Origin of the sequence: Paenibacillus sp. FSL H7-0756 (assembly GCF_038006765.1) — a bacterium.
Lineage (GTDB): Bacteria > Bacillota > Bacilli > Paenibacillales > Paenibacillaceae > Paenibacillus_AQ.
The window spans coordinates 556014-582370 of the sequence record NZ_JBBOVT010000001.1 but is presented as its reverse complement, the minus strand read 5'-3'; the positions used below and the strand labels follow the sequence as shown (position 1 = coordinate 582370).

Sequence of the window (26357 nt, the reverse complement as noted above, 5' to 3'; positions counted from 1 at the left end):
CGCACGATTTGGTGAACGCCTGCATAAGAAGGGAGGAAAGTACAGGTAACAGGCAAGCGGTCTATGAATAATAGGAAGTGTCGGCTGATCCCATAAAAGTCCCATTAGATGAGGAGAACAAAAAAAGATGACAACATCGAAAAAATGGAATAAAAGAGGTTCCCGCGCTCTGGCAGCCTCGTTGTCGATTGCGCTGGTTGCTGCCAACTTTGCGCTGGCCGGACCCGTGGCCCATGCGGCTGTAGCGGATAATGATGGGTCGGAAGAAATTTTCACTTCAGAAGAGTACCGGAACTTCACCAAGCCGGATAGCGGGGCAGTCAGTCTAACCTTCCCGGAACTCTTTATCACCGCAGAAGCGGATGAAATGATGTCAGGGGCTACGGTTGTCATTAACGGATATAAGTCAGGTGACAAGATTACATTCGCAACGGGTGATACAGGAATTGAAGCTAAATCCGGCCCAGGGGACGGCGTATATATATTAAAAGGCAATGCTTCAACTGCAGATTATCAGAACGTATTGGAAAATGCTGAATTCACCATGACATCGCCGGGTGAGCGCAGTCTGACCTTCGGCCTTGGTCCTGTCCCGGCTTTTAATAAAAACGGCCATTTCTATGAGTATGTGGGAGAACAAAACAGTATCACGTGGCCGAAAGCCAAGGCAGATGCCGAGAAGAAGAGTTATTATGGCCGCCAAGGGTATCTGGTGACGATTACTGACCCGGATGAGAACGCTTTTATTGCGGAAAAGACTCCGGTAATTGGTTGGATTGGCGGGAAAGACGTGGCCCGAACGGAAGATGCAAACGGAAGGGCTACAACACGTGTCTCCACCTTGCAAAGCAACAAATATAACGGCTACGGTGATTGGCGTTGGGTCACTGGACCAGAAGGATTGGTGCAATTCGAAGGCAAATCAGGACTTCGTTTCTACCAGGGGTATGAAGCAGATGGAGGAATAAAGGATACTGCTAAGGTTACCGATGCAACTTACGGCTTGGGTAGTGAAAAAATCATGTATTCTAATTGGGATAATAAAGAGCCCAATGACTCCACATTTGAGCATGTGGTCCATATTTATTCTGGCGGCAGTAGAAGTGGGAAATGGAATGATTATCCAACTAGCGGCCAGGAAGTAAAAGCCTACCTAGTTGAATACGGCGGCATGCCAGGCGATTCCACTACCAAAATTAACACAACCATTACTCTAGTGGACAAAACCCCACTTAAGCAGGACAACAAGACAGCAGAGGGCTATCTTAATCTTGAGCCGCAGGAATATACGAAGGCTTCTCTGGCAGTGCTCAAGAATGCATCGGATGCAGCCAAGGCTGTCCTTGAAGATGACCATGCTTCCCCGGAAGAGATTGAAGCCGCCCGCAAGGGTCTGGAGGATGCAATTGCCGGGTTGGTTAAGCAGCCGCCGGTAGCTAACAGCGCAAGCTATACAGCCGGAAGCAACAATCAGGTATCCATCAAGTTCGACAAGGACATCAAGTTTAACGCGGACGATGCGGATACTACAGATGACTTCAGAGTAACATTGGACGGAAAATTGGTCGATGTTACGAAGGCTGTAGTATCCGACGAAGATCCAAGTGTCATTATTCTGACCCTGGCCAGCCCGTTGTCCAATGACCCGGTGGTTAGAATCGAATACGATGCCGCTGAGTCGGCAATCCATGCTCAGACACCTGGGAAGGAGCCAGTGTCCGACTTTACGCTGATCGCTAACGGTCCGTTCGGTGACTCTTTGCAGATTCAAGAGCCTGCGAACGGAACCGAGGTATACGGAGCAGACTTCCCGCTCCCGGTAACCGGACAAGCTGCACTGGACTCGGTAGTTACGGCTGCCGTCTATAAAGTGGACGTTCATCCTAATGCCTATCTGTTCGATCTTGAAGTAGGCATTACGGTAACTGATGATGTCTATAAGTGGGACACCAAGCTGCCGGGACCGCTGGCACCAGGGTCCTACCATGTGGCGGTGACTTCTACCAAGACATTCGGTGATGAGGTAAGAAAAGAAACGAAGCTGGTACCGTTCACCGTGCCGCAGCTTGAATTGACTCATGTGGCGGTAAATGAAGGGCAGCCGGATCATGCTGTGCTGACGTTCAACCAGCCTGTAGGTTCTGCTTTGACCGATGCTGATTTCACCGGGCTTACCGTCGATGGACGGAAAGTGATTGCTGTGAAGTCCGTACAGGGCGATAAAGTAGAAGTCGTTCTGGAGGAAGCGCTCGGTCCAGATGATGCATTGGTCGTAGGGTACGACCCTGCTGCCGGTAATGTTACGGCTGAAGGCAATGTCCTGAACGAATTGAAGCCGATTCAGGCAGGCGACCAGTCCGGCATTACGAAGGATAATAATGTGATTCCGCTTCAGCTCGTTGCTGCTTATCCCGAAGCCGGCAAGCTCAAGCTGGTATTCAACAAGCCAATCAACGATCTTACCGATCTGTCCGGATTCACTTACGGCGGAGTGCCGCTCAAGGAGCCTTTTGAAATCAACGGCAATGAACTGATCGTGTCCATCCCTTCTGATTCTAAAGGTGGTCTGCTCAGTTACGATCCAGAGCTTGGAAGTGTGACTGAGAATGGAAACAAGAATAACCCGCTTACGGGTCTTCAGCCGGGAATTGATCTTGGCGGAGATTCCAAGTATATCTCAGAGGCAGGCAAGCTGCCTGAGAACGGTCTGGGATTAAGTGTTGGAGATAAGCCGGTATCGCTGCATCCGGGCTTCCAGCCGGATGTACCAAGCGGCTATCAGGCAACCGTGCCTAATGAGACCGGTACCATTGCCCTGAATCTTGCCCCGGCAGGAGATAACGATACACTGCGCAAGGTTAGCTTAAATGGTGTAGAGGTTCCTGATGGAGACTGGAGCAAGCTGCCGCTTCAGGAAGGGCTGAACATCATTCAGGTGGACATTGTGGATGCGAAGCGTCCGGGCGTTAAGCTGGGTCAATACCAGATTCAGGTCATCCGCGCAAGCGGGAAGCTCGTATCGCTGGAGCCTTCAAGCGGCACCCTGCAGCCGGAGTTCAAGCCTGAAACTACAAGTTATGATGTAACTGTAGGGAACAGTGTATATGAAATGTCATTCAAGCCGGTAACACTTGACCCGGGTGCGGTGGTAACACTCAGCATTGCCGGTGAAGCTCCGGTAGAGGTGAAGAACGGCGAATGGAGCAAAGCGCTCCCTCTGAAAGTAGGCAAGAATGAAGTCCTGGTTACCGTCAAGGATTCTGCTGGCAAAACGAACACTTATACGATGATCGTTACCAGACAAGAGCCTGCTCCATCAGGCGGAGGTTCTGCACCGGCTCCAGCAGCTCCTGATACATCCAAAACCGAACTCATCCAGGTAGATGTAGCCATCGGCGGAGCCAATGCGGCTGGAATCACGAAAGTGCCGGTACAGCGCACCACTCAGAGCAATGGTACAATCACCGATTTGGTCCGCTTCACCAAGGATAAGGCTGAAGAAGCGGTGAAGATGGCGAAAGAGACAGGACAAAGCATTGCCCGTGTAGTCATCCCGGATGCGGCGGACAATGTCAGCGAAGTGAATGTCCAAATTCCGGCGGAGACCGCCAAATTGCTGAAAGAGAATGGCATTGTGCTGGAAATCTATACGGAGAACGCGATTGTACGTATTCCGAATGAATCGCTCGAAGGAATCACGCAGGACTTCTATTTCCGGCTGGTGCCGGTGAGAAGTGCAGCAGAGCGTAGTGAAATCGAAAAGAGAGCCACGCTCGAAGCTGTGGTCCGTGAAGTGGCGAAGGACAATAAAATCGAAGTGGTTGCCAGACCGATGACCATTGAGACGAACCTGTCCAGCCGGGCGGTAACTCTGATTCTGCCACTCAAGGATGTGAAGCTGCCTGCGAATGAAGCAGAGCGCAATGCGTTCCTGGCACAGCTGGGTATCTTCATCGAGCATACTGACGGCACGAAAGAGGTTGTGAAAGGGAAAGCAGTTACCTATAAAGACGGACTGCTCGGACTGGAATTCTCCATCTCGAAATTCAGTACTTTTACTATCATCAACTTCAATAATCAGTCGCCTGCGAAGCATGCATCCTATATCGTCGGCTTCCCGGATGGTCAATTCAAGCCGGACGAACGCGTAACGCGCTCACAGATGGCCCTCATGATTGCCCGGAATCTGGGCTATGATGCCAATGCTGCTGTAGGTACGTCTCCCTTCCCGGATGTGGCTGTCCGCCATTATGCGGCAGCAGCCATTGCCTTCGTGAATGCACAGGGCGTAATGAAGGGTGATCCGTCCGGACAATTCCGGGGAGCTGCTCCGATTACGAGAGCGGAAATGGCCGCAGCTGCTGCAAACTACCTGAAGCTTGCCGTATCGGCAGACGGAAAATCGAGCTTCAGCGATACCACCGGACATTGGGCACAAGGTGTCATTGAGGCCAACGTGAAGGCAGGCCTGCTTAAGGGCTACCCGGACGGCAGCTTCAAGCCGAACACCTACCTGACCCGTGCGGAAGCTGTAGTCATCGTCAATCAGATGTTTAACCGGGGTCCATTATATGGAGCCGATGCTATTAAATTCCCGGATGTATCCAAGAATCACTGGGCTTACCTGGATATCCAGGAAGCCGTAATCGATCATCAGTACCGGATCGACAGTGAACAGAAGGAACAGCAGGTTACAGAATAACTGAATGGGGGTTGGAGGAGAGATCATTCTTCTCCAGCCCCTAAATCATTAAATTTGAAGTATAATGGTTATAACACCGTACTGATTTCCAGCTGCGAAGGAGATCCGAATGAAAGCAATCCTGATTGACGATGAAGAATTGGCACTAAAGGCCTTGGAGCGTCAGCTTCATGCGCTTGGCGATTTTGAGATTATCGGCAAATATACCGATCCGCTGTTAGGGCAGCAAAAGGTGGAGGAGACCGAGGCCGACATTGTGTTTCTCGATATCCATTTACCGGAGCTGAACGGGATTGAGCTGGCGGAAAGGCTGCTGGAACAGAGGCCCGACCTGCAGGTTGTATTCGTAACGGCATATGATAAGTATGCCATCAAGGCCTTTGAGCTGAACGCCCTGGATTATGTGCTTAAGCCGATTCATATGGATCGTCTGAAGCTTACGGTCAATAGATTGAATGCCCAGCAGAAGCCTGGACCGGCAGTCTCAACAGCACCATTGCAAGCGAGCTGGAGGATGCTGATGTTCGATGCCTTCCAGATCTACGAAGGAGAGCAGGAGCTTGCACCGCTGCAATGGAGAACGGCGAAAGCGCAGGAAATCTTCTTTTTTCTGCTGCATCATCGCGGCAAAGTGGTCAGCAAGGCCACTCTGATTGAATTGCTGTGGGCTGATTTTGATCTGAATAGAGCCTATCCGCAGTTATATACCGCTGTGTATCATATCCGTAAGATGCTGGAGCCCTTCAGCAGAGAACGGATTCTCCTGCAAAATACGGCAGACGGCTACCTGCTCAAGCTGGAAGGAATCTACCTGGACGTTGATGAGTTCGACCGCTTTATCCAAGCTGGGATTGAGCTCTCGGACGACACGCTGCCCGAATATGAACGAGTCCTGAAGCTGTTCAAGAGCGAATATCTGGAGGGGTACGATTATGTGTGGGCGGAGCTTGAACGGCAGAGATTCCAGCTGCAGTGGATTCGGCTGAAGCTGAATCTGGTCCGCTGGTATATGGATAATGCAGAATATGAACAGGCCTTCAAGCACATTGAACAGGTCTGCACCCGCTATCCGTTAGAGGAGCAAGCGCAATTATTGTACATGCAGATTTCGGACAGAATGGGCTTTCATTTTCTGGTGCAAAGACAGTATGTGTTGCTGGAAACGGTGATGGAAGCAGAGGTTGCGGAGAAACCAAGCCGGGAGATTGTCAAATGGTATAGGGATTGGGATAACAAGCGTCAAAAAGGGTGAGTCCTTGGATTCATCCTTTTTGCCCTATCTAAATTATGATATATTTGATCTTGAATATTTCGTTCTGCAAAGTTCCGGCGAAGGAGAACCCCATGACCCAATTTGTCTACAAGCAGATTATTGCTGACCTCAAAACGAAGATCTTTGCCGGGCAGTACGCCGATATGAAGCTGCCGGATGAGCGCAGTCTCAGCGAGGCGTATCAGGTCAGCCGCAGTACCATCAAGCGTGCGCTGATGAAGATGGAGAGCTCGGGCATTATTTTCAAGAAACGCGGCTCCGGCACCTTCATCAACCCGTTATACATAAAGAACGATTCGATCTTCAACTACGAAGGCTCTAACCTGGGGGTGTCGGATAACTTCCAGATGCACGGCAAGAAGCCGGAGATCCAGGTGCTGAGCTTCGAGGTCATCCGGCCCACGGAGGAGCTTCAGCGGGATTTGTTCCTGATGCCCCATGATTTCGTGTATAAGATCGTGCGTCTGCGCCTGTTTGAAGGTGCGCCCTTCATGATTGAGACGGGATATATTCCGATCAAAATTGTGCAAAATCTCGACCAGACGATTATCGAGGGGTCGATTTTTCATTATCTGGAGGAGTCGCGCAATTTGGCGGTGACCAAATCCTTTTTGTCTATTTTTGCCGAGCCTTCGCTGCCTGAAGATCAGGAATTGCTCCATCTGAAGGAGAATGAACCTGTGGGGATTATGGAGGGGATCTTCTTCCTGGATAACGGCACACCGTTCGAATTCTCGCATATGCGGTTCCATTATGAGTATCTGAAGTTCAACACGTTCGTATCTGTGCATTAACGGACGGACGGTGTAAATAGCCTAACTGAGGTAGAGCAGGCCGGGAGGAGTCCCGGTCTTTTTTTGCATCTTTTATTTATACCAAATTAATCCATAATTATAAAAATGAACATCTTTTTGTGCGTGATTTGCAGCGAATTTCATACTATGTTCAAAATTTCACAATATTGGACCGTATTAATTTCTAAAAAGATTGAATTTCTGAAATGCCGATGTATGATGTAACTGTAGAAGTGATACATTCAATTTACAAAGAAAAAGATTAGGGAGTGGAAGACATGGGATTAACAATCGAACAGGTGGATTATTCCTCCAAAACGTATCTGGCAAAGCTTGACGCTTACTGGCGTGCAACGAACTACATCTCCGTAGGCCAGCTTTATTTGAAGGATAACCCGTTGTTAAGAGAACCGCTGAAGGATGCAGATGTCAAAGTGAAGCCGATCGGACACTGGGGCACCATCCCTGGGCAAAACTTTATCTATGCACACCTGAACCGTGTAATCACTAAATATGATCTCAACATGTTCTATATTGAAGGCCCGGGTCATGGCGGTCAGGTTATGGTGTCGAACTCTTATCTGGATGGCAGTTACACCGAAATCTATCCGCAGATCACTCAGGACATTCCTGGCCTGAAAAAGCTGTTCAAGCAGTTCTCCTTCCCTGGCGGTGTTGCTTCCCATGCTGCTCCCGAAACACCTGGATCCATTCACGAAGGCGGCGAGCTGGGTTACTCCCTGTCGCATAGCGTGGGTTCGATTCTCGATAACCCTGATTTGATCTCCGCAGTCGTTGTAGGTGACGGCGAAGCAGAGACCGGCCCTCTGGCCGCTTCCTGGCTGTCCAATCGGTTCATCAACCCGATTACAGACGGTGCTGTATTGCCGATTCTGCATTTGAACGGCTTCAAGATCAGTAACCCGACCATCCTCTCCCGGATGAGCAGAGAAGAATTGACCGCCTATTTTGCCGGAAACGGCTGGGAAGCATTCTTCGTAGAAGGCGAGAACCCGGATCTGATGCACCCGGAAATGGCTAAGGTGCTGGATACGATCGTAGAGCGCATTGCCGCAATCCAGAAGAATGCCCGTGAAAATAACGATACTAAACGCCCTGTATGGCCGATGCTGGTCTTCCGCTCCCCTAAAGGCTGGACCGGTCCGAAATCGTGGGACGGCGTGCCGAATGAAGGCTCCTTCCGTGCCCACCAGGTGCCGATTCCGGTTGATCAGAAGAACATGAAGCATGCTCCGGCCTTGCTTGAATGGCTGAACAGCTACAGACCTGGAGAATTGTTCGATGAGAACGGCCGCCTTAACGCAGAGCTGGCTGAAATTCTGCCAACCGGGGACAGACGTATGGGAATGAACCCGGTAACCAATGCCGGCAAGCTGATCAAAGACCTGCACAAGCCGAATTTCCGTAACTACGCCCTGGATAATTCCGTTCCGGGTCAAGTGATTGCGCAGGATATGGCTGTACTGGGCAAATACCTGAAAGAGGTTGTTACCCTCAACGAAGAGAACCGCAACTTCCGGATTTTTGGACCGGATGAGACGATGTCTAACCGTCTGGGACCTGTATTCGAAGTGACCAAGCGCCAATGGATGGATGCCATTCAGGAACCGCAGGATGAATTCCTCGCTCCATACGGCCGTGTCATTGACTCCCAGCTGTCTGAGCATCAGGCTGAAGGGATTCTGGAAGGTTATGTCCTGACTGGACGCCACGGTTTCTTCGCCAGCTATGAAGCCTTCCTGCGCGTGGTCGATTCGATGATCACCCAGCACTTCAAATGGCTGCGTAAAGCGACAGATCAGACCTGGAGAGAAGATATTCCTTCCCTGAATGTGATCGCTACATCTACCGTGTTCCAACAGGACCATAATGGCTATACCCACCAAGATCCGGGTCTGCTCGGCCATCTGGCTGACAAGAAGCCTGAATTCATCCGTGAGTATCTGCCGTCTGATGCGAACAGCCTGCTGGCCGTATTCGACACGATCCTGAATGACCGTCAGAAGATCAACCTGATCGTATCCTCCAAGCATCCGCGTCCGCAGTGGTTCTCGGCTGACGAAGCTCAGGAGCTGGTAACTAAAGGCCTCAAGATCATTGACTGGGCCAGCACCGACAAAGGCGGAGAGCCTGATCTCGTCATTGCTTCTTCGGGTACAGAACCAACTATGGAAGCCTTGGCTGCCATTTCGATCCTGCATGAGAAGCTGCCTGAGCTGAAGATTCGTTACATCAACGTGGTCGATCTGCTGAAGCTGAGAAGCCAGAAGCTTGATCCGCGCGGCTTGTCTGACGAGGAGTTTGATCAATTTTTCACAAAAGATAAACCGGTCATCTTCGCCTTCCACGGCTATGAAGGCCTGATCAAAGACCTGTTCTTCGACCGCCACAACCACAACCTGCATGTGCATGGCTACCGCGAGAATGGCGACATCACGACACCGTTCGATATGCGCGTACTCAACCAGATGGACCGCTTCGATCTTACGAAGGAAGCAGTACTCAGCCTGCCGGAAGCAAGCAAATACCAGGCTATCGCTGACGAGATGGATGCCATCGTGCAGAAGCATCATGCATATATCCGCGAAGAAGGCATCGACCTTCCAGAGGTTGAGAACTGGGTATGGAAGGCTTTGAACTAAGCTTCATACGATAGTGTTATTTCATTAATAATATAGCAAGCTTCAATCAGGGAGCGCCCCGGTTAGTCATGTTGATGTCTGCGGGGCGCTTTTTGTGTCTGATGATTGAAGTTGGATGTCCGGGATCGATGAGGTCTCCGGCTGCAATGCCTTCTTCTTCTGCCCCGCAGTAAGTACAGGCACACCGCCCCTGCCGTTCATCTCCACCATGTGCTTCCAGTAGCGCTTCGGCATTAGTGAGGAACGCAGCCGGTCGTTGTAGCGCTCCTTGATGCCGATGGCATTGTAAAAGCCGGTCCATAAGCGGCGGTACGCTTCCTCCGTCTCATCGGGCTCGGGCGGGGTCCACCCGCTTAAGGGCACGATGGCCTCCCGCCCGGGCTCATGAATCAGCGCCGCTCCATGCGTCTGATCGTAGATCATGAAGCTCTCCCCCTGGAACCGGTCGCAGAAATGCTCCTGAATTACAGGAAGCACATAGCCCTGCGGTTCAATGACTGCGGCCATGACCGGGCCGTATACGGAGAAGCGGACGAAGCCCGTATACAGATGCGCCTCATGCCGGAGCTGCTGAACAGCCTTCATCAGCGTGTTAACGGTGTCATCGGCCAGCATATTCATCACCTTACGGCCATGCTTGAAGCCGAGATACAGGAAATTCAGCAGCAGCATTTCCTTATCAGGGGTGCAGCTCCAGAAGCCCAGACGCACCAGTTCCTCAGCTTCGCGGCTGATCCGCAACGGCAGGGATTTCAGTACCCGCGCGGCCTTGTCCTTGTCGGTCTCGATCCATTTTGCTTCCAGCAGCAGGCCTATTTCCCCGCCCTCAGCATGAATTGCCAGTGGTATCTCCTTCCAGGCATAGCTCTCAAATACACAGCACAGCAGACCCTCGAAGCTTCCGTCATAGGTGTACGCCAGTGCGGACGGCTTGAACATCAGGCCTTCGCTCCTTTCTTGAGCAGGTTCCAACCATCCGCTGCCGGAAGGGCCGACAGGTTAAAGTCGTCGAACAGCGTGAGCTGCTCCACCTTCGGCTGCTGGAGAGCAAGCTGTTCCCCGGACATGAGTGAGCGAAGCAGCGTATGTTCGCTTACCTTCAGCCCCTCCAGCGGCTTATCCTTACAGGTGATGAAGAACTGGGCACGCTTCAGGACCACTCCCAGCTTCTTCAACGCATGGAAATCGAGCGATCCGGCCCGTCTGGCCTTTACGATCCGCTGTGCGCTTCTTACGCCGATGCCGGGCACACGCAGCAGCATTTCGTACGGGGCGCGGTTGATCTCAACGGGGAACTGCTCCCGGTGGTTAACGGCCCAGCTGCATTTGGGGTCCAGCAGCGGGTTGAAGTTCGGCACGGCCTCATCCAATAATTCATTCGCCTTGAAGCCGTAGAAGCGCAGGAGCCAATCGGCCTGATAGAGCCGGTGTTCCCGCAGCAGCGGCGGCTTGGTGTCTAGAGCGGGCAGGAGGGAATCCTCCACAACCGGGGTGTAGGCGGAGAAAAAGACGCGCTTGAGCGAGTATTTACGGTATAAGCCTTCCGTCAGATTAAGGATCTGGTAATCTGTATCTGGCGTTGCACCCACGATCATCTGGGTGCTCTGTCCAGCCGGAGCGAAGCGGGGTGCATGATTATACCGGACGATATCGGAGCGGTTCTCCTTGATCCGGCTGCTAATCAGCCCCATCGGCTTCAGGATGGACACCTTGCTCTTATCGGGAGCGAGCCGTCCGAGGCTCTCCTGGGAGGGCAGCTCGATGTTGACGCTCATGCGGTCGGCGAGCAGACCAAGTCTGGACAGCAGGGCTTCGTCTGCTCCAGGGATGGCTTTTACATGGATATATCCGTTGAAATGATAGACATTGCGAAGCAGCTCAAGTGCAGCAATTAACTGCTCGGTGGTGTAGTCCGGACTGCGCATAATGCCTGAGCTGAGAAATAATCCTTCTATATAATTACGGCGGTAGAATTGCATGGTGATATCTGCGATCTCTTCGGGGGTGAAGGCCGCCCGGCGGATGGGGTTGGACTTGCGGTTGATGCAGTACGCACAATCATACACACAGCCGTTGGTCATAAGTACCTTCAGCAGCGAAATACAGCGGCCATCCGCCGCGAAGCTGTGACAGATGCCCATTGCGGAGGTGTTGCCGAGTGCCCCGGCCTGGCCTTTGCGGTCGGAACCGCTTGAAGTGCACGCCACATCGTATTTAGCTGAAGCGGTCAGAATCTCTAGTTTCTCCATTACATCCACGGTCTCAATCCCCCTCATATGTGAGCATTATATACCGAACATACGTTCTTGTCAAAAGTATAAACCACCACTCCGGCCGCCTGCAAAATGTATGCGCATTCCTTCTTGTGCTATAATAGAAATTGATGGTTCACGGAATGAGGAATCATACGGTTATTGAAAATCAGGTTAGGAGTGTTGCTGAAGTGAGAGGATATAACATCTGGCGGCCTATTATGCTGATAGCCGTCGCCCTGCTGACAAGACAGCTAGTGACAAGTGTGTGCCTGATGTTCGGTATGTCGCAGGAATCGGCAGGCAGTGTAGCCATGCTGGGTATGATCGTCGCTGCTCTTATTATGTACAACCGCATGATGAAGGGCCGCCGCCGCAGATAAAATAAACAGAAGATCCGGACGTATCTATTCAATACGGTACGGATTGCATAGGAACAGGCTTAAGAGACGCCCGCACAGGTGTCTTTTTATTTTAGATGTGTCTTTTTTACTAAAAAAGTTTATACAAACACGTGCGAATCCCGGCGATCCGGCAAGCGGTGCTTGAATAATATGGCTGAAGCTTATATTCTTAGAAGGATATGCTATATGAAGGACCATACAGATTCAAGGTAACGTACATTCCCTTCGGGAGGGCGTTATTTATAGAATCAACCCACAGCATGGGAAATGAACATACAGGAGGAAACCAATTGAGTACACAGAACATTGGAGTGCCGTTAGAGGGTTTTGCAGAATTTAGCCGGACGGTAGCCGCAGAAGGTGCGGTACTGCTGAAGAATGAGGGACAGGTGCTTCCGCTGGGTAACGGTGAGAGCGTTGCTGTTTTTGGCAGAATACAGGTGAATTATTACCGCAGCGGTACTGGATCGGGCGGTAGCGTTCACGTTGCATATACGACGAATCTGCTGGATGGACTGCGCAGCAAGAAGAACATTAGCGTGAATGAAGAACTGGCTGCAGCCTACGAGGCCTGGATCGGGCTTAACCCGTTCGATGACGGCGGCAAGGTATGGGCTGCGGAGCCGTGGAACCAGAAGGAAATGCCGCTTACGGACGAGCTGGTGAAGCAGGCACGAAGCCAGTCAGCCAAAGCGGTTGTGGTGATTGGACGTACGGCGGGCGAGGATCAGGATAATGCCGACACCGCAGGCAGCTACCGGCTGACGGAAGATGAGAAGGCGATGCTGGTCTCGGTTACGGCTTATTTTGAACAGACAGTTGTGGTACTCAATGTGTCCAATATCATGGATATGAGCTGGGTAAATGACGCTGCTTATGTGAATCCTATCTCTGCTGTGATCTATTCCTGGCATGGCGGCATGGAGGGCGGTCACGCGATTGCTGATGTTCTGGCCGGAGAGGTTACGCCAAGCGGCAAGCTGACGGATACCATTGCCTATTCCATTGACGATTATCCGTCGACCCGCAACTACGGCAATGAATTCAAGAACCTGTACGAGGAAGATATCTATGTAGGCTACCGTTATTTCGAGACCTTCTGCCCTGATAAGGTTCAGTATGAATTCGGCTACGGGATCTCGTACACGACCTTTAAGCTGGAGCCGGGGGAAGCGAAGCTGGTAAACCAGGCGGGTGAGCCGCAGATCGAAGTCGGCGTCACTGTAACGAATACGGGAGCCGTATATGCTGGTAAAGAAGTCGTGCAGGTGTATTACGAAGCGCCGCAGGGACAGCTGGGCCAACCGGCCAAAGCGCTGGCAGCCTTCGCTAAGACCAAGCTGCTGGAGCCTGGTGAGTCTCAGCGCCTTACCGTGAGCTTCCCGCTCCATTCCATGGCTTCCTATGATGACGCCGGAGTGACCGGGCATGCTTCCGCTTATGTGCTCGAAGCCGGTACCTACCGTTTCTATGCAGGCACCAGTGTCAAAGCGGTGTCAGCAGTGCTTCTGGACGGACAAGAAGGTTATGTGCTGGAAGAGCTTAAGGTCGTGGAACAGCTGGAAGAAGCAATGGCGCCTACTGAGAGCTTCATGCGGATGAAGCCGGGTGCCCGTAAGGCAGACGGTTCGTATGAGCTTGTCTCGTCTGAGGTACCTACACGCAAGGTGGATCTGGCGGAGCGGATTGAACGCAATCTGCCGCAGACGCTTCCGCAGACCGGCAATCAGGGATATACTCTGAGAGATGTTCATGACGGAAAAGTCAGCATGAGCACTTTCATTGCCCAGCTAAGCGACCAAGACCTGGCGGCGATTGTCCGGGGCGAAGGAATGAGCAGCCCGCTGGTAACTCCGGGTACGGCGTCTGCGTTCGGGGGCGTCAGCGACAGTCTGTTCAGCTACGGCATTCCGGTTGCAGCTACAGCGGACGGCCCATCCGGTATCCGTATGGACAGTGGAGCGAAGGCTACACAGGTATCGATTGGCACCCTGCTCGCCGCTACCTGGAATGCAGAGCTGGTGGAAGCACTGTATGTCATGGAAGGCCAGGAATTATTGCGTAACCAGGTGGATGCGCTGTTGGGACCGGGGCTGAATATCCGGCGCAGCCCGCTGAACGGGCGTAACTTCGAATATTTCTCCGAAGACCCGCTGATTTCGGGGATCTTCGCTGCCGCATGCACACGCGGAATTATGAAGGGCGGCTCTAATGCGACGCTGAAGCATTTTGCCTGCAACAACCAGGAGAAGCACCGCAGTAAGGTCGATGCTGTCGTATCGGAACGTGCGCTTCGTGAGATCTACCTGAAGGGCTTCGAAATTGCAGTCAAGCAGGGCGGAGCCAATTCGATCATGACCTCCTACAACCCGGTGAACGGGCATTGGGCGGCTTCTAACTATGACCTCAACACCACGCTGCTTCGCGGCGAGTGGGGCTTCCAGGGGATCGTCATGACCGACTGGTGGGCGATCATGAATGATGTGGTGAACGGAGGACCGGCAGACCGTAAGAATACGAACTGGATGGTTCGCGCCCAGAACGATCTGTACATGGTTGTTAGTAACTATGGGGCAGAGGTTAACGCTTACGATGACAATACAATCGCATCTCTGGAGAACGGTACGCTTACCCGCGGGGAGCTTCAACGCTGCGCGATCAACATCTGTGAGTTCATTATGAAGGCTCCGGTATTCTCCAGAAAGCACGAGATTATTGAAGCGGTTGATACGTTCAAGGCTGATCCGGCTATCGGAGCTGAGCAGGTGCAGGTACTGAGCGAGAACGCACAGGTAACCCCTGCGGTGTCCGGGCCGACCTACATTCAGGCTGACGAGGCGGGCCAGTACCGCATTATTGTCAGCATCATGTCTCCTGAGCCTGAGCTTGCACAGAGCGCCTGCAACCTGACGCTGAATGGACAAGCGGTAACCACTATTCAGACGAACGGAACGGAAGGCCGGTGGATCCGGCAGAAGCTGGTCAAGGTGGAGCTGGAAGCCGGACGGTATGAGCTGAAGCTGGACTTCGTCAAGCCCGGCCTGCAGATTGAATGGATTGAATTCAAGCAGGTATAGTGTCAGCACCATTTATAGCAACAGTATTAAGGCACCCTCCGGGGTGTCTTTTTTTGCAATATAAGAATTTACATGAGCGGCCTGATTTCGCATACCCGCAGGGCCGCCGAATAAAATAGAGATAAAACGGCTACTATGAAGGGATGGCAGGAACGTATGCAAATACATGTAGTGCAGCCGGGCCAGACGCTGTATGGCATTGCGCAGGCCTACGGAACCAGCACGGATACGATAACTGAGGCGAATCAGCTCTCTGCGCCGGGAAGGCTGGTGGCGGGGCAGGCGCTGGTAATCCCGATTGCCGGGCAATATTATTGGGTGCAGCCTGGAGACAGCTTCTATAGCATCGCCAAGCGGTTCGGCCTGAAGGCAAGCGAGCTGGCGGAGGTGAACGGGCTGACGCTGAATCAGCCGCTGCAGGCCGGGCTCCGTCTGTACCTTCCCCCTGGACCCAGGCGGCAGGCGGAAGTGAACGCATATGTGGAGCCCCGGGGGGAGAGTGTCTCCCAGCCGCTGCAGAATGCTGCACGTGAGGCCGCTCCTGAGCTGACGTATCTCGCACCGTTCAGCTTCCGGATCAAACGGGACGGAACACTGGTGCCGCCGCCCCTGGACGGCCTCGCTTCCATTGCCGCAGAGCATCAGGTGACGCTGATGATGGTCGTGACGAATCTGGAGGATGCCCAGTTCAGCTCAGAGCTCGGGCGCATCATTCTGAACGATCAGGAGGTCCAGGACCGGCTGCTTGAGAACATCATCGCGGAAGCGAAGCGGCTGAACTTCCGGGATATCCACTTTGATCTGGAGTTTCTCCGGCCGGAGGACCGTGAGGCGTACAATGCTTTTCTGCGGAAAGCGGCAGAGGCCATTCACAAGGAGGGCTTCCTGCTGTCCACCGCCCTTGCTCCCAAGACCAGCGCGTCACAGGTTGGGGCCTGGTATACGGCGCATGACTACAAGGTTCACGGTGAGGTGGCCGACTTCGTCATTATTATGACGTATGAATGGGGCTATAGCGGGGGACCGGCAATGCCTGTCTCGCCCATTGGGCCCGTCCGTCAGGTACTGACCTATGCAGCAAGTGAGATGCCCGCCGGTAAAATCATGATGGGCCAGAATCTGTACGGTTATGATTGGACGCTGCCTTTTGTAGCAGGGGGGCAATATGCCAAAGCGCTCAGTCCGCAGGCAGCCATTGATCTGGCCAGGAACAGGAATGCAGCCATTCAGTATGACTATAGAGCCCAGGCGCCGCACTTCAATTACACCGATGACGAGGGGCGGCAGCATACGGTATGGTTTGAGGATGCCCGCTCGATTCAGGCCAAGTTCGATCTGATCAAGGAGTTAGGGCTGCGGGGCATCAGCTACTGGAAGCTGGGACTGCCGTTTCCGCAGAATTGGCTGCTGCTTACGGATAACTTCAAGGTGGTAAAAAAATAGACCGGAGACGCTGCGGCCAGCGGCGGCGTAAGAAGCTCCGCACCAAAACGGATGTGCCCATGCGAAATGGCAGCACATCCGTTTTTTTGAGCATATACGTGTTAGCCCATTAAGCCCTTGAGCCCGCCCAGAAAAGGCCGGATGGACTTGATCATGTTGTAGCCCATCTTCATCACCGGCATCGCCTTCTGCACCATTCCGAACATGCCCATGAACCGTCCGAGACCCCCGCCGATACCGGCCGCCCCGCCTCCTCCGCCCATCAGCGAGCCGAGTAAAGGCATGAAACTGGACACCTCTGCTCTGCGCGCAGATGAAGAGGATTTGCGTTTCGAAGGTGGCCCCTTACGCGTGCTGGGTCTGGACAGAATCACCGCCTCCTGGTTCAGGTCTGTAATCCACCCTACGTAGGAACGCCCATTATGCAAAGTGATGCAGACCGGCTGGCCTTTCAGCTGCTGTGCCCGCTTGCGGAGCTTTGTTGAATTTGCCATTCGTCATTCACCTCACTGTTCTATTTACTTTATTTTACTCAGAACCTGGGGGGCGGCTTGTGCGGGTATGGAGTTCTGCGGATTATTTTTGAACAACCCGGGGGTGTCTTTGGGAGCGGGATGTTCTAAAAATATACAAATTGTGAATTCAAATTAATTGTAGTGAAATATTTTACAGTGAAAAAAAGGGAAACGGATATCCATGTAGAATTACCCTGAAGTACTGGGTTTAAAGTGGGAAACCATGACTTTAGTCCCGGTTCTAATTCTATTGGGGAGTGACCTAATCTCTTGGCTATCCATCGTTTATTAAGAAATACTTGCTTCATCGTCTTATTATTTGTTCTGCTACCCTTTACACGGAGTTACGCCGCTGCCGGGCAAATGGCAGACATCAAAGGACACTGGGCAGAATCGGATATTCAGGAATGGCTGGATCAAGGACTTATTACCGGCTATCCCGACCATACCTTCCGGCCGGGGGCTGAAGTGTCCAGAGGTGAGTTCGTAGCGCTAGTGAACAGAGCGTATAAGTATTCGGATACGAAGGCTATCAGCTTCAAGGATCTGAAGCCGGCGAATTTTGCGTACATAGAAGTGCAGAAGGCTACCGCTCAAGGATATATCAGCGGATTCAGCGACAATACCTTCCGTCCTGACAAGCCAATCACAAGACAGGAAACTGCAGTGATCCTATCCAGAATATTAGGCTTTGACAGTAAAGGTGCAACGGTCTCAGTCTCTGTACAGGACGCGAATCTTATCCCTGCCTGGAGCAAACCCGCTGTCCAGTATCTTCTGGATCAGGGGATCATGAGCAAGAATGCGGATGGAACCTTCCAGCCTCAGCGCAATATGACCCGTGCCGAAACTGTAGTGGTCATTAAGAAGGCGCTGGCTCTGAGTACAGTGGTCTATGATCAGACAGGTACTTTTGGAGAGTCCGCAGTTAGCACAGTACAGCACAATGTAAGAATTACAGCTTCCAATGTCACGCTCCGCAATATGCATATCCGGGGTGACCTCGTTATTGCTAAAGAGGTGGCAGACGGGGACGCCTACCTTGAACAAGTTCAAGTAGACGGTGTAACCCGTATTGAAGGCGGAGGCAGCAACAGTATTCATATCCGGAACAGCAAACTAAACACGGTATCTGTGAATAGGCTGAATCATGCGGTGAGAGTTGTAGCTGAGGGTACAAGCGCTGTGCAGGACGTACAGATTCTATCCAGCGCGGTTATTGAGGAGAAGGATATTGCCGGCGATGGTTTTGTGAATGTAACCGTGCTTCCTGCTGCCCAGACAGCTTCATCAGAGCGCACAGTGGTGCTTGCCGGAGACTTTAAGAAGGTTTCTGTAGGCGGCAGCCTCAAAGAGTTCAGTGTTCGCTCAGGCAGCGTAGCTAATTTGCTTATTCAAGAAAATCTAGTAATCTCTACTCTGAATTTCAGCAAGAATGTTGTTATTGAGCAGCTGGAAATGAAGAGTAAGCTGACAATCTCCGGCGAGGGCCAAGTCAAAGGAGTTGTATTGTCGCAAGGCGTACCCGACCCTACGCTGCCAAAAGACCAAACGCCTGCTGCACCTGCAACTGGCGGCGGGGGTGGAGGCTCCTCTAACCCTGGCCCAGGGGGCGGTAGTGGCGGTGGTTCTCCTGATCCGGGTACTGGCGGCGGCAACGGGGCTACTCCTGTACCGGCGTTGGCTGTAACCGGAATTACTGCTGCAAACGGCATGGTAGAAGTCCAATTTAACCGGAACCTGGACAGCCTGCCGGATGCTGCTGATTTCGCCGTTCTCGAACAGGTCAATCATGGCGAATTTCATAAGGTTGAGGTAACTTTGGTTACGCTGCTTGACAATAAAGCAACAGTTCAACTTACAATTCCTTCGATAGCGAATAGTGAGGCTGAGCAACTGGCGGTATACTCCGTGTCTTATAAGGGTGGAAGCCCTGTATTATCTGAAGCGATTACTGTGCCTAAGGCTAATGTAAACGTAACTGGGCGTTTGTTTATTCAGCCTTATACGAAGGATAAGCCGGTTCCTGCCTACGACCTTCGTATCTATTTAAGAGGAGTGCAGGATACTCGGGGGACTTATACAGCTATCGTTGAAAAAGGCGGAGAATTTACTTTTGAAAATGTGGTGCCGGGTACTTATGCAGTATTTATGCCGCTTTCTACGTACAACTATTATTCAGATGAATTTACTGTGAAAGCAGGTGAAAATCTGGTTCTGCCAGATTTCACGATCATAGAGAATCCGCCTGAAATACAGGTTGAACAAATTACTTATACGGATATCCCTTATATCAACGGAAGGATTATGAACGTTTATGATTCCTTCAGTGTGAAAATTGAGCTTGAGAACGGGGAACAGTTGAACAGTCCTGCCGAAAAATACAGAGTGTACTTTAATATTAATCTATTTGAATTTAACCCGGACCTGCACCTGAAGGCTAATGATAAATTATTTGTGACCGTGTACACGGATCGCGGCTGGTCCAGCCAGCGCTTTGAGGTGAATGTAATGGAACGGCCGCAGACTAAGGCGCCTGTAGTAACCAGCGTAGTGTATGACGATACCAATAGGATAAAAGGCACCATAGAAGAACCTTATGCTGATATTACATTAACCAGGGAAGATGGAACAATAATTGGGAGAGCTAATAGCTATGGTAACATGTTTGATATCTACCTTAGTAATTCTAATTCCCCGCTTTTCCATGTTGGTGAGAAGCTGAAGGTTTATGCTCAGGCGAGAGATAAAAGAAAGAGTGAGCCTGTCAACATCACTGTCGCAGTACCTACGGCTGTAACAGCACAACCGGTTGTTACGAAAGTTGTGTATGAATATGATTGGGAAATCTATGGCACAGCCGAAGGATACTCAGACATAGTTGTCACACGTGCGGACGGAACCATTTTGGGGCAGGCAAAAAACTTTGGCCCATCCGCCGGATATTTTTGGATGTCACTTGATTCACAACTTGTTGCCGGAGAGACTCTATTTGTAACCGCCAAGGGATACGAGAAACTCCCTAGCAAGCCTGTTGAGGTTGTAGTAGCCAGCAAACCAGTTACTCCGACACCTACGGTGGTTGGTGTGGTGTATAGTGATAGTACGAAGATAGACGTATATGTCCCTGGTCTATCCGGCGAATCGCATTTCTTTCTTAAAACTATGGATGGTAATGTAATTGGAGAGTTTTTTATGTTCGGTGAACGAGCTTCCTACTGGTATTTTACTAAGCTTGCTCCTAATACCCAATATCAAGCGACGGTTGCTGGCCTACTAATGAAAGAGAGCGAACCTTTCTTCTTCACAGTGATAGACCGAACCAAAGATGCTGAATAATGAAGCAATTATAGTAAAATATCAAAAAAGGACACCTGCGGGTGTCTTTTTTGATTGACCTTTAATACAGTGCAACTCAAGTCATATCTACACTCTAGGCCTCTGCTAAAATCAGCAATGGAAGGAGGAGAACAACAATGTACGAATGGAATGAGATGGTTCAGCGCATGATTGACTGGGTGGAGGAGGATCTTGCGGCTTCGCCCACCCTATTGAAAATGTCTGAGCAGCTGGGGTATTCGCCGTATTACTGCACCAGGCAATTTCATGCGCTGACCGGGATGACGCTGCGGGATTATGTCTGGCAGCGCCGAATTGGCCGGGCGGCACTGGAGCTTAGGGACACGGAGGCGCGCATCCTGGATATTGCCGTGATGTTCGGCTTTTCCTCCCAGGAGGCGTTCACACGGGCCTTTCTCAGAGCCTTCAAGCTCACTCCCCATGCCTACCGCAAGGCTCCACAGCCGATTCCGCTGGCCATTCGTGCCGAGGTGTTCTCTCCTTATCATTATCTGATGAAGGAGCGGGATAGAATGAGACAGGTGCATTTGCAGGAAGCGGAGATTAAGCTTGAGTGTATACCGGCGCATAAGTTTATCGGCATCCGCGATATTGGCTCTAACAACTACGGAGGATTCTGGGAGAATGGGCATGACTGCGATGAGGTCTCCGGAACCCTTGAAAGTATGTCGCATCATACGCTGCCCGGCCAATTGGGCCAAACGGCAGGCTGGTTCTATCGGGAAGGGCGTAAAGGCTATCTGTATGGTATCCTTGTCGCGGCCGACTACAACGGGGTGGTTCCGGAGGGCATGGAGTGCTGGGATATCCCGGAATCGGAGTATCTGGTCTTTTTTCATCCTCCCTTTGATTATTTGCAGGACAATGGGCAGGTGATGCGTATTGTTGAGGAAGTGGCCTGGAATTATGATCCTGCGGTTATGGGCTATATGTGGGACGAAGAGGAGAAACAGGATTATCAGCGGCATTTTCCGGAGGGTTACGGGTATGCGGTGCTGCGTCCGGTGCGTAAATTAGACTAACTCTGAACAGTAGCAGTCTGGCTTAAGCAAAAGCGTCCGGCGCTTTTGCTTAAGCTGCTGCCTGTTGCACAACAATTCTACGTCGGGCCAGACCCGGCACAAGAGTCGTTATACATCCATACTCTATTAGATTAGGCTCAGAACCGTTTGTGCAAGTGTATCTCCCCGATGTTCCAGCGAAGCGATCATCGCCAGCAGCTCTGCCTGCTCTTCACGCTGCCGGGTCGTCCAACTGGCTCTGGGGGCAGCGCCGGTTGTGCGGAGAACTGTCGGGTCGGACATCTCCTTATAGTATCTATCCAGCAGACCAGCCATCTCTTCGTAGATCTCAGTCATCTCCGCTAAGGCAGCATTTTGTTGCAGATCATGCAACAGCGGCAGGGATTCACGCAGGTAAGCGGCGCCACAGCGGCGGGCATCTGCCAGGGCCATCATGCAGAAGTGATTAACGGATAACCTGCGGCTGAAGGCTGCTTCGTCCGCTGCGGCATACCATGAATAATCCAGTAGCCCTTCTCTCCATAGCTCCAGTGCTTTGTATCCTACAGAATATGTGCTGTTGTTGGCTATGGTCTCAGCCTGCATAGATTCGAGCTTAACGCGGAGCGATGCATACAGATTCTCAAGCGCAGACGGGGCTTCTGACTGATCGCCAAGGCGGAGCAACCGGTAAGGCCATTGATCCACATAGAGATACCCTTGGCTTATCCTCATATGAGCCTGGAATTCAGGATCAGCTTCAAGCTCACTGAAGGTCTCATCGTCAAAATAACTGCGGCACAGCAGCACATCCCCCTCCGCCAGATATCCTGTAATGACTCCCCACTCCGGCGCTACCCTGAGGTTAATGGCAAGGGGCAGCCTGCCTTGGTGGATATCCTCCAGAATCGCCAGCTTCTCGGCTGTGCGCTGCTGCGGCTCTAACCGGTTGGCTTGGCGGGTGATTAGTCCATAAGCCTTGCAGGCGGGGATAGAGTAGTCATAGATGACAAGGGCATCTGCAGCGCTGTAATCCCATACCGGTTCAAAAGCCACTCGCCAGCAGGCTCCCGAATAGCCCATCACCTGCTCATAGGTGGTCTCTATGCCTCTGGCGGTAAGAGCGAGCGTCATGGCCCCTGCCCAGGAGCAATCCTGTCGCCGTCCGAAGCCCAGTCGCGGAATCCCTTCAATGATGCATTGATCCCGGGAGGAGCGGATCTGAGAGAGATGACTACGGTCCCGGCTGTAATGAATCTGTTCGCCTTCCGCGCAGCTTACGGCATGAATACCTTCGGCATTCAGGTAGACCAGCAGCAGGTAGTCTTGACCCCCGCAGTCGATCAGACTGGGAAACAGCTCATGTGTGGCGGTGAACTGAGTCCACCGGAAATGCTCGTAATGCTTCATTTTGGCCGCAACGCTGCGGTGTGCCTGTTCATTCCCATAATGTGCAGCAATAATCTGCAGCTCATTACTGCTTGAGACATACCCGTTCGAATGGATATTTATCGTAAGCAGCTGGTCCTTCAGCACAAAGGCCGAATACATGCCGTCAGGGGTCTCGTAGGTAACAAGCAGCAGCTTCAGGCGGCTGTCATTCCATGAGTGGGGAAAGAGGTGCTCCCCGGGGATTAAGCTTAAGCGGTCTGAAGCTACGAACTGGTTCACAAGCTGGGTAACATCCAGCTCCTGCTGTCCATCCGTATAGATTGCAGAGAGCACTACAAGCTCCTGGGGCAGCAGAATGCTGTCAATCGAGTGATTCAATGCGGAGGATAACAGGGGGAGGGTGGCCGTCTCCGGCAAGGACTTGCCGGTCTCCCATTTGGATACCGCCTGGGCGCTGACATGGAGTAATTCCGCTAATTGTTCCTGGGATAAGCCTTTTGTTTTGCGGAGGGTAGCAATCCGTTTGCCAACTTTTTCGCTAACGATCATGTGCAGTACAACTCCTATAATGGATTCCGACGTCGTAAGTCTATTATAATATCAGCTCTAGAAATAACCCATATACTGGAGTAGGGCGCGCGGTATAACAAAATCAACCATTAGTTGAAGCAAGCTGTGATGCGCCAATTAACCCTTCCCAAAGCGCCTATTTTTCTCCTTAACCATGATAAACAAGTGGAAACGGCATTGCCGTCCTTTTAAAGGATGGTACCGTTTCAGCGAGAAATAGAAGGATAAGTTATCGTGTGCAACATATAAATTCTTATATTTTAAAAAAAGACTTGTTCTTCTGAAGAATTCATGATATATTACTTCTTGCGTTGCATTGATTGTTTTCTTTGCGGTCATGGCGGAATTGGCAGACGCGCTGGCTTCAGGTGCCAGTGGTAGCAATATCGTGGAGGTTCGAGTCCTCTTGACCGCATAATGGTTTTAACCGTAATGCAAGCGAAGGCCCTTCTTAAATGAAGGGTCTTTTTTTGCTGAGAAAAGAATGTATTCGAACACAATGTGCTGCCGTGAAGGTGAACGTTACAAAGCCCCTTTTCCCCACATCCAAGTGGTAGAAAGGGGGCTTCTGCATGATCGCACATGGTTCATCGCTGCTGCGAGACCATGGCCACGCGCCAGACTATGCCTTCCAGATGTCGTCTATTTTCACCGGCTGGCCGGTCTTCATGGAGCGGTTAGCGGCAATGCCGGTCATAATCGACATCGCGCCGTCCTCGTGTGAAGCTGCGCGGTTAAAGCGGTCTTCCTGCTTTTTGTCAAAAATATCGCTCAGCAGCACCGGATCACCGCCGCCGTGTCCACCGCTGCTGCTCTCGAACTCTACGCGGTAAGGCTCCTTGAAGTGCGGATAGATCATAATGCTGACGCCTTCCAGCGCGCCTTCGTTTTCTTTTTTGCCGCCGGAATTGACGTAGGATTGCTCGGTAATCCGGACTTCCATCCGTCCCTGTGTGCCGTTGAACACGATGATGAAGCCCTCCCACGGCATATATGCGTTAAGCGAATAGTTCATGACGGTCTTGTTCTTGTATTTGACCATGACATTCATGGTGTCCTCGATGCTGATATTGTCCCCGAATACACTCTGGTCGCGCTGGTACCCGTCCTCGTGTTCAGCATCCAGGTACATGCTCTTCAGATGTTCGTTACGGTCCAAATGTAGCGCGAACGGGTCGTTCTCGGCAGCCTTGCTGCCGTAGGCACGCTGGTAGAACTCGGTGATGCCCCGTTTCTCGGCATTCTCTCTGCCGTAGAAGCGCAGGTCGCCCATGGCGAAAACGGTGTCCGGCTGTGACCCCAGCCAGAAGTTCATCAGGTCAAAGTGATGTGTCGATTTGTGCACCAAGAGGCCGCCGCTGTTCCGCTTGTCGCGGTGCCATCTGCGGAAATAGTCCGCTCCATGCTGGGTATTCAGCAGCCATTCGAAGTTCACGGACAGAATTTCGCCCAGCACACCGTCCATAATGACCTCACGGATCTTCGTGTTATGCGGCGCGTAGCGGTAGTTGAAGGTTACCCGCAGATTCTTGCCGGTGCGCTCGATCGCATCGAAGATCTCCCGGCATTTCTCCTCATCAATTGTCATCGGCTTCTCGGAAATGACATCACAGCCCAGCTCCATCGCGCGGATGATATACTTGTGATGCGTCCGGTCAATCGTAGTCACCAGCACGAAGTCGGGCCGGGTCTCGGTGATCATCCGGTCGAAATCCTCGGCCTTGTACGTAGGCACCTCATGGTAATCGTATTTGCCTGTAAGCATATGATTGGCGAAATTCATCCGTGTCTGATTGACATCACAGAAGGCCACCAGCTCGGAGGTTTCGTTGTAAGCGGTAACAAGAGCGCCGTAGAAAAATTCAGCCCGGCCGCCGGTGCCGACAAGTGCATATTTCTTTTTGGACAAGGGGATCACTCCATTTACTTGGATTTGATTCTATTTTATAGTATAGAAAATGCAGAAAGTGAACGGTTTTTAGTCTCTTTTACTCCAAAGTGTGCATATCTTATCCTGGCAGGGGGCTTGGTGCAGGGTGGAACCTATTTTCCAGATTGAGCAGCTGAAGCGCATCGGGCATTTCAATATGGATACTGACCATTTCCATGATTTCTACGAAATATATTATCTGCTGTCCGGCCAGCGGCACTACTATATCCGCAACCGCATGTACGCGCTGGAGGCCGGAGACCTCGTGTTTATTAATAAAAATCACCTGCACCGCACAACCGGCGGAAGCCGTCTTCCGCATGAGCGGGTCCTGATCAGCTTCGATGATGCCTATCTGGATCCTGTGGCTCCCGGCCCGGGCTGGATGAATGTGTTCGAAGGGGAGAGCTTCCTGCTGCGGCCCACGGCGCACGAACAGGGGGGAATCGCCGATCTGCTCCAGGCCATGCTGGAAGAACAGAAGGACGGTCAGCTCTGGAGCACCGAATATACGAGACTGCTGCTGCAGCAACTGCTGATTACGCTGGAGCGGATACGGAGGGCGAAGCCGGCCCTGGTCTCACCGGAGCAGAGCGAGGGACAGCGCCGGGTGTACAGTATCATCGAATATCTGGACAACCATTACAGCGAGCGTCTGAGCCTTGGGGGAATTGCCGAGCGGTTCTTCATAAGCGCAACGTATCTGTGCCGGATTTTCAAGCAAACGACCGGCTTCACGATCATCGAGTATCTGAATTATGTGCGCATCCGTGAGGCGAAGGTGCTGCTTACACAGACGGATAGGCCGATAACCCGGGTGGCGGCGGAGGCGGGATTTGAGAGCATTGCGCATTTCGGTCGGAAATTCAAGGCCATTACGGGGCGTTCCCCTCTCCAGTACCGCAAGCAGCACAGGGGGTGACGACTACGGCTCGCATCCGATGTTTCATTCGACAATAGCTGTGGGGGATGCTACATATC

General features: G+C 51.9%; 15 protein-coding genes and 1 tRNA gene. 11 read left to right on the top strand and 5 right to left on the bottom strand.

Annotation, left to right across the window (positions count from 1 at the left end; genetic code table 11):
- Positions 1-127: 127 nt before the first annotated feature.
- From NST04_RS02475 to NST04_RS02460, 4 genes are all read left to right on the top strand, one after another.
- Entirely contained in the window at positions 128-4702 is a 4575-nt protein-coding gene (locus tag NST04_RS02475) for an S-layer homology domain-containing protein (RefSeq protein ID WP_341183046.1), read from the top strand.
- 109 nt (positions 4703-4811) lie between these two features.
- Positions 4812-5954, top strand: a complete 1143-nt coding sequence (locus tag NST04_RS02470; RefSeq protein WP_341183045.1) for a response regulator — start codon at positions 4812-4814, stop codon at positions 5952-5954.
- Positions 5955-6046: 92 nt separating this feature from the next.
- Positions 6047-6769 carry a GntR family transcriptional regulator gene (locus NST04_RS02465; protein ID WP_341183044.1) on the top strand — a complete coding sequence of 241 codons (723 nt, stop codon included), beginning with the start codon at positions 6047-6049 and terminating at the stop codon, positions 6767-6769.
- Between the two features lie 278 nt (positions 6770-7047).
- Positions 7048-9432 (top strand): phosphoketolase family protein, encoded by a 2385-nt coding sequence (locus tag NST04_RS02460; RefSeq protein ID WP_341183043.1) that lies wholly within the window; start codon positions 7048-7050, stop codon positions 9430-9432.
- Between the two features lie 66 nt (positions 9433-9498).
- On the opposite strand, the gene NST04_RS02455 is transcribed toward NST04_RS02460, so the two are convergent.
- Positions 9499-10371: a TIGR03915 family putative DNA repair protein gene (locus tag NST04_RS02455; protein WP_341183042.1), complete on the bottom strand. Its 873-nt coding sequence runs from the start codon at positions 10369-10371 to the stop codon at positions 9499-9501.
- Complete coding sequence (locus tag NST04_RS02450; protein ID WP_341183041.1) at positions 10371-11681, bottom strand: putative DNA modification/repair radical SAM protein; 1311 nt, start codon at positions 11679-11681, stop codon at positions 10371-10373. The genes NST04_RS02455 and NST04_RS02450 overlap by 1 nt, the downstream gene beginning before the upstream one ends.
- 194 nt (positions 11682-11875) lie before the next feature.
- Between NST04_RS02450 and NST04_RS02445 the strand changes: the two genes are divergently transcribed.
- The 3 genes from NST04_RS02445 to NST04_RS02435 all read left to right on the top strand — a co-directional run bounded on the left by NST04_RS02445 (position 11876) and on the right by NST04_RS02435 (position 16608).
- Entirely contained in the window at positions 11876-12067 is a 192-nt protein-coding gene (locus tag NST04_RS02445; protein ID WP_036691301.1) for a hypothetical protein, read from the top strand.
- A gap of 311 nt (positions 12068-12378) precedes the next feature.
- Positions 12379-15165 (top strand): glycoside hydrolase family 3 C-terminal domain-containing protein, encoded by a 2787-nt coding sequence (locus NST04_RS02440; protein ID WP_341183040.1) that lies wholly within the window; start codon positions 12379-12381, stop codon positions 15163-15165.
- 156 nt (positions 15166-15321) lie between these two features.
- Positions 15322-16608, top strand: a complete 1287-nt coding sequence (locus NST04_RS02435; RefSeq protein WP_341183039.1) for a glycoside hydrolase family 18 protein — start codon at positions 15322-15324, stop codon at positions 16606-16608.
- Between the two features lie 101 nt (positions 16609-16709).
- On the opposite strand, the gene NST04_RS02430 is transcribed toward NST04_RS02435, so the two are convergent.
- Positions 16710-17102, bottom strand: a complete 393-nt coding sequence (locus tag NST04_RS02430; RefSeq protein WP_341183038.1) for a hypothetical protein — start codon at positions 17100-17102, stop codon at positions 16710-16712.
- Between the two features lie 291 nt (positions 17103-17393).
- Between NST04_RS02430 and NST04_RS02425 the strand changes: the two genes are divergently transcribed.
- Both NST04_RS02425 and NST04_RS02420 read left to right on the top strand, forming a co-directional pair.
- A complete protein-coding gene (locus NST04_RS02425) occupies positions 17394-20462 on the top strand; it encodes an S-layer homology domain-containing protein (protein WP_341183037.1) in 3069 nt (1022 codons plus the stop codon).
- A 137-nt stretch (positions 20463-20599) separates the two neighbouring features.
- Complete coding sequence (locus NST04_RS02420) at positions 20600-21505, top strand: AraC family transcriptional regulator (protein ID WP_341183036.1); 906 nt, start codon at positions 20600-20602, stop codon at positions 21503-21505.
- Between the two features lie 126 nt (positions 21506-21631).
- Here NST04_RS02420 and NST04_RS02415 read toward each other — a convergent pair whose 3' ends face one another.
- Positions 21632-23425 (bottom strand): helix-turn-helix domain-containing protein, encoded by a 1794-nt coding sequence (locus tag NST04_RS02415; RefSeq protein ID WP_341183035.1) that lies wholly within the window; start codon positions 23423-23425, stop codon positions 21632-21634.
- A 352-nt stretch (positions 23426-23777) separates the two neighbouring features.
- Between NST04_RS02415 and NST04_RS02410 the strand changes: the two genes are divergently transcribed.
- Positions 23778-23861, top strand: a tRNA-Leu gene (locus NST04_RS02410).
- A 207-nt stretch (positions 23862-24068) separates the two neighbouring features.
- On the opposite strand, the gene NST04_RS02405 is transcribed toward NST04_RS02410, so the two are convergent.
- Positions 24069-25355 carry a Gfo/Idh/MocA family protein gene (locus NST04_RS02405; RefSeq protein WP_341183034.1) on the bottom strand — a complete coding sequence of 429 codons (1287 nt, stop codon included), beginning with the start codon at positions 25353-25355 and terminating at the stop codon, positions 24069-24071.
- Positions 25356-25482: 127 nt separating this feature from the next.
- Between NST04_RS02405 and NST04_RS02400 the strand changes: the two genes are divergently transcribed.
- A complete protein-coding gene (locus NST04_RS02400) occupies positions 25483-26298 on the top strand; it encodes an AraC family transcriptional regulator (RefSeq protein ID WP_341183033.1) in 816 nt (271 codons plus the stop codon).
- Positions 26299-26357 lie beyond the last annotated feature (59 nt).

Excerpts from the sequence above, each read along its gene's own strand:
- NST04_RS02475 (WP_341183046.1), top strand. The coding sequence starts at position 128 with ATGACAACATCGAAAAAATGGAATAAAAGAGGTTCCCGCGCTCTGGCA.
- NST04_RS02470 (WP_341183045.1), top strand. The coding sequence starts at position 4,812 with ATGAAAGCAATCCTGATTGACGATGAAGAATTGGCACTAAAGGCCTTG.
- NST04_RS02465 (WP_341183044.1), top strand. The coding sequence starts at position 6,047 with ATGACCCAATTTGTCTACAAGCAGATTATTGCTGACCTCAAAACGAAG.
- NST04_RS02460 (WP_341183043.1), top strand. The coding sequence starts at position 7,048 with ATGGGATTAACAATCGAACAGGTGGATTATTCCTCCAAAACGTATCTG.
- NST04_RS02455 (WP_341183042.1), bottom strand. The coding sequence starts at position 10,371 with ATGTTCAAGCCGTCCGCACTGGCGTACACCTATGACGGAAGCTTCGAG.
- NST04_RS02450 (WP_341183041.1), bottom strand. The coding sequence starts at position 11,681 with ATGGAGAAACTAGAGATTCTGACCGCTTCAGCTAAATACGATGTGGCG.
- NST04_RS02435 (WP_341183039.1), top strand. The coding sequence starts at position 15,322 with ATGCAAATACATGTAGTGCAGCCGGGCCAGACGCTGTATGGCATTGCG.
- NST04_RS02430 (WP_341183038.1), bottom strand. The coding sequence starts at position 17,102 with ATGGCAAATTCAACAAAGCTCCGCAAGCGGGCACAGCAGCTGAAAGGC.
- NST04_RS02420 (WP_341183036.1), top strand. The coding sequence starts at position 20,600 with ATGTACGAATGGAATGAGATGGTTCAGCGCATGATTGACTGGGTGGAG.
- NST04_RS02415 (WP_341183035.1), bottom strand. The coding sequence starts at position 23,425 with ATGATCGTTAGCGAAAAAGTTGGCAAACGGATTGCTACCCTCCGCAAA.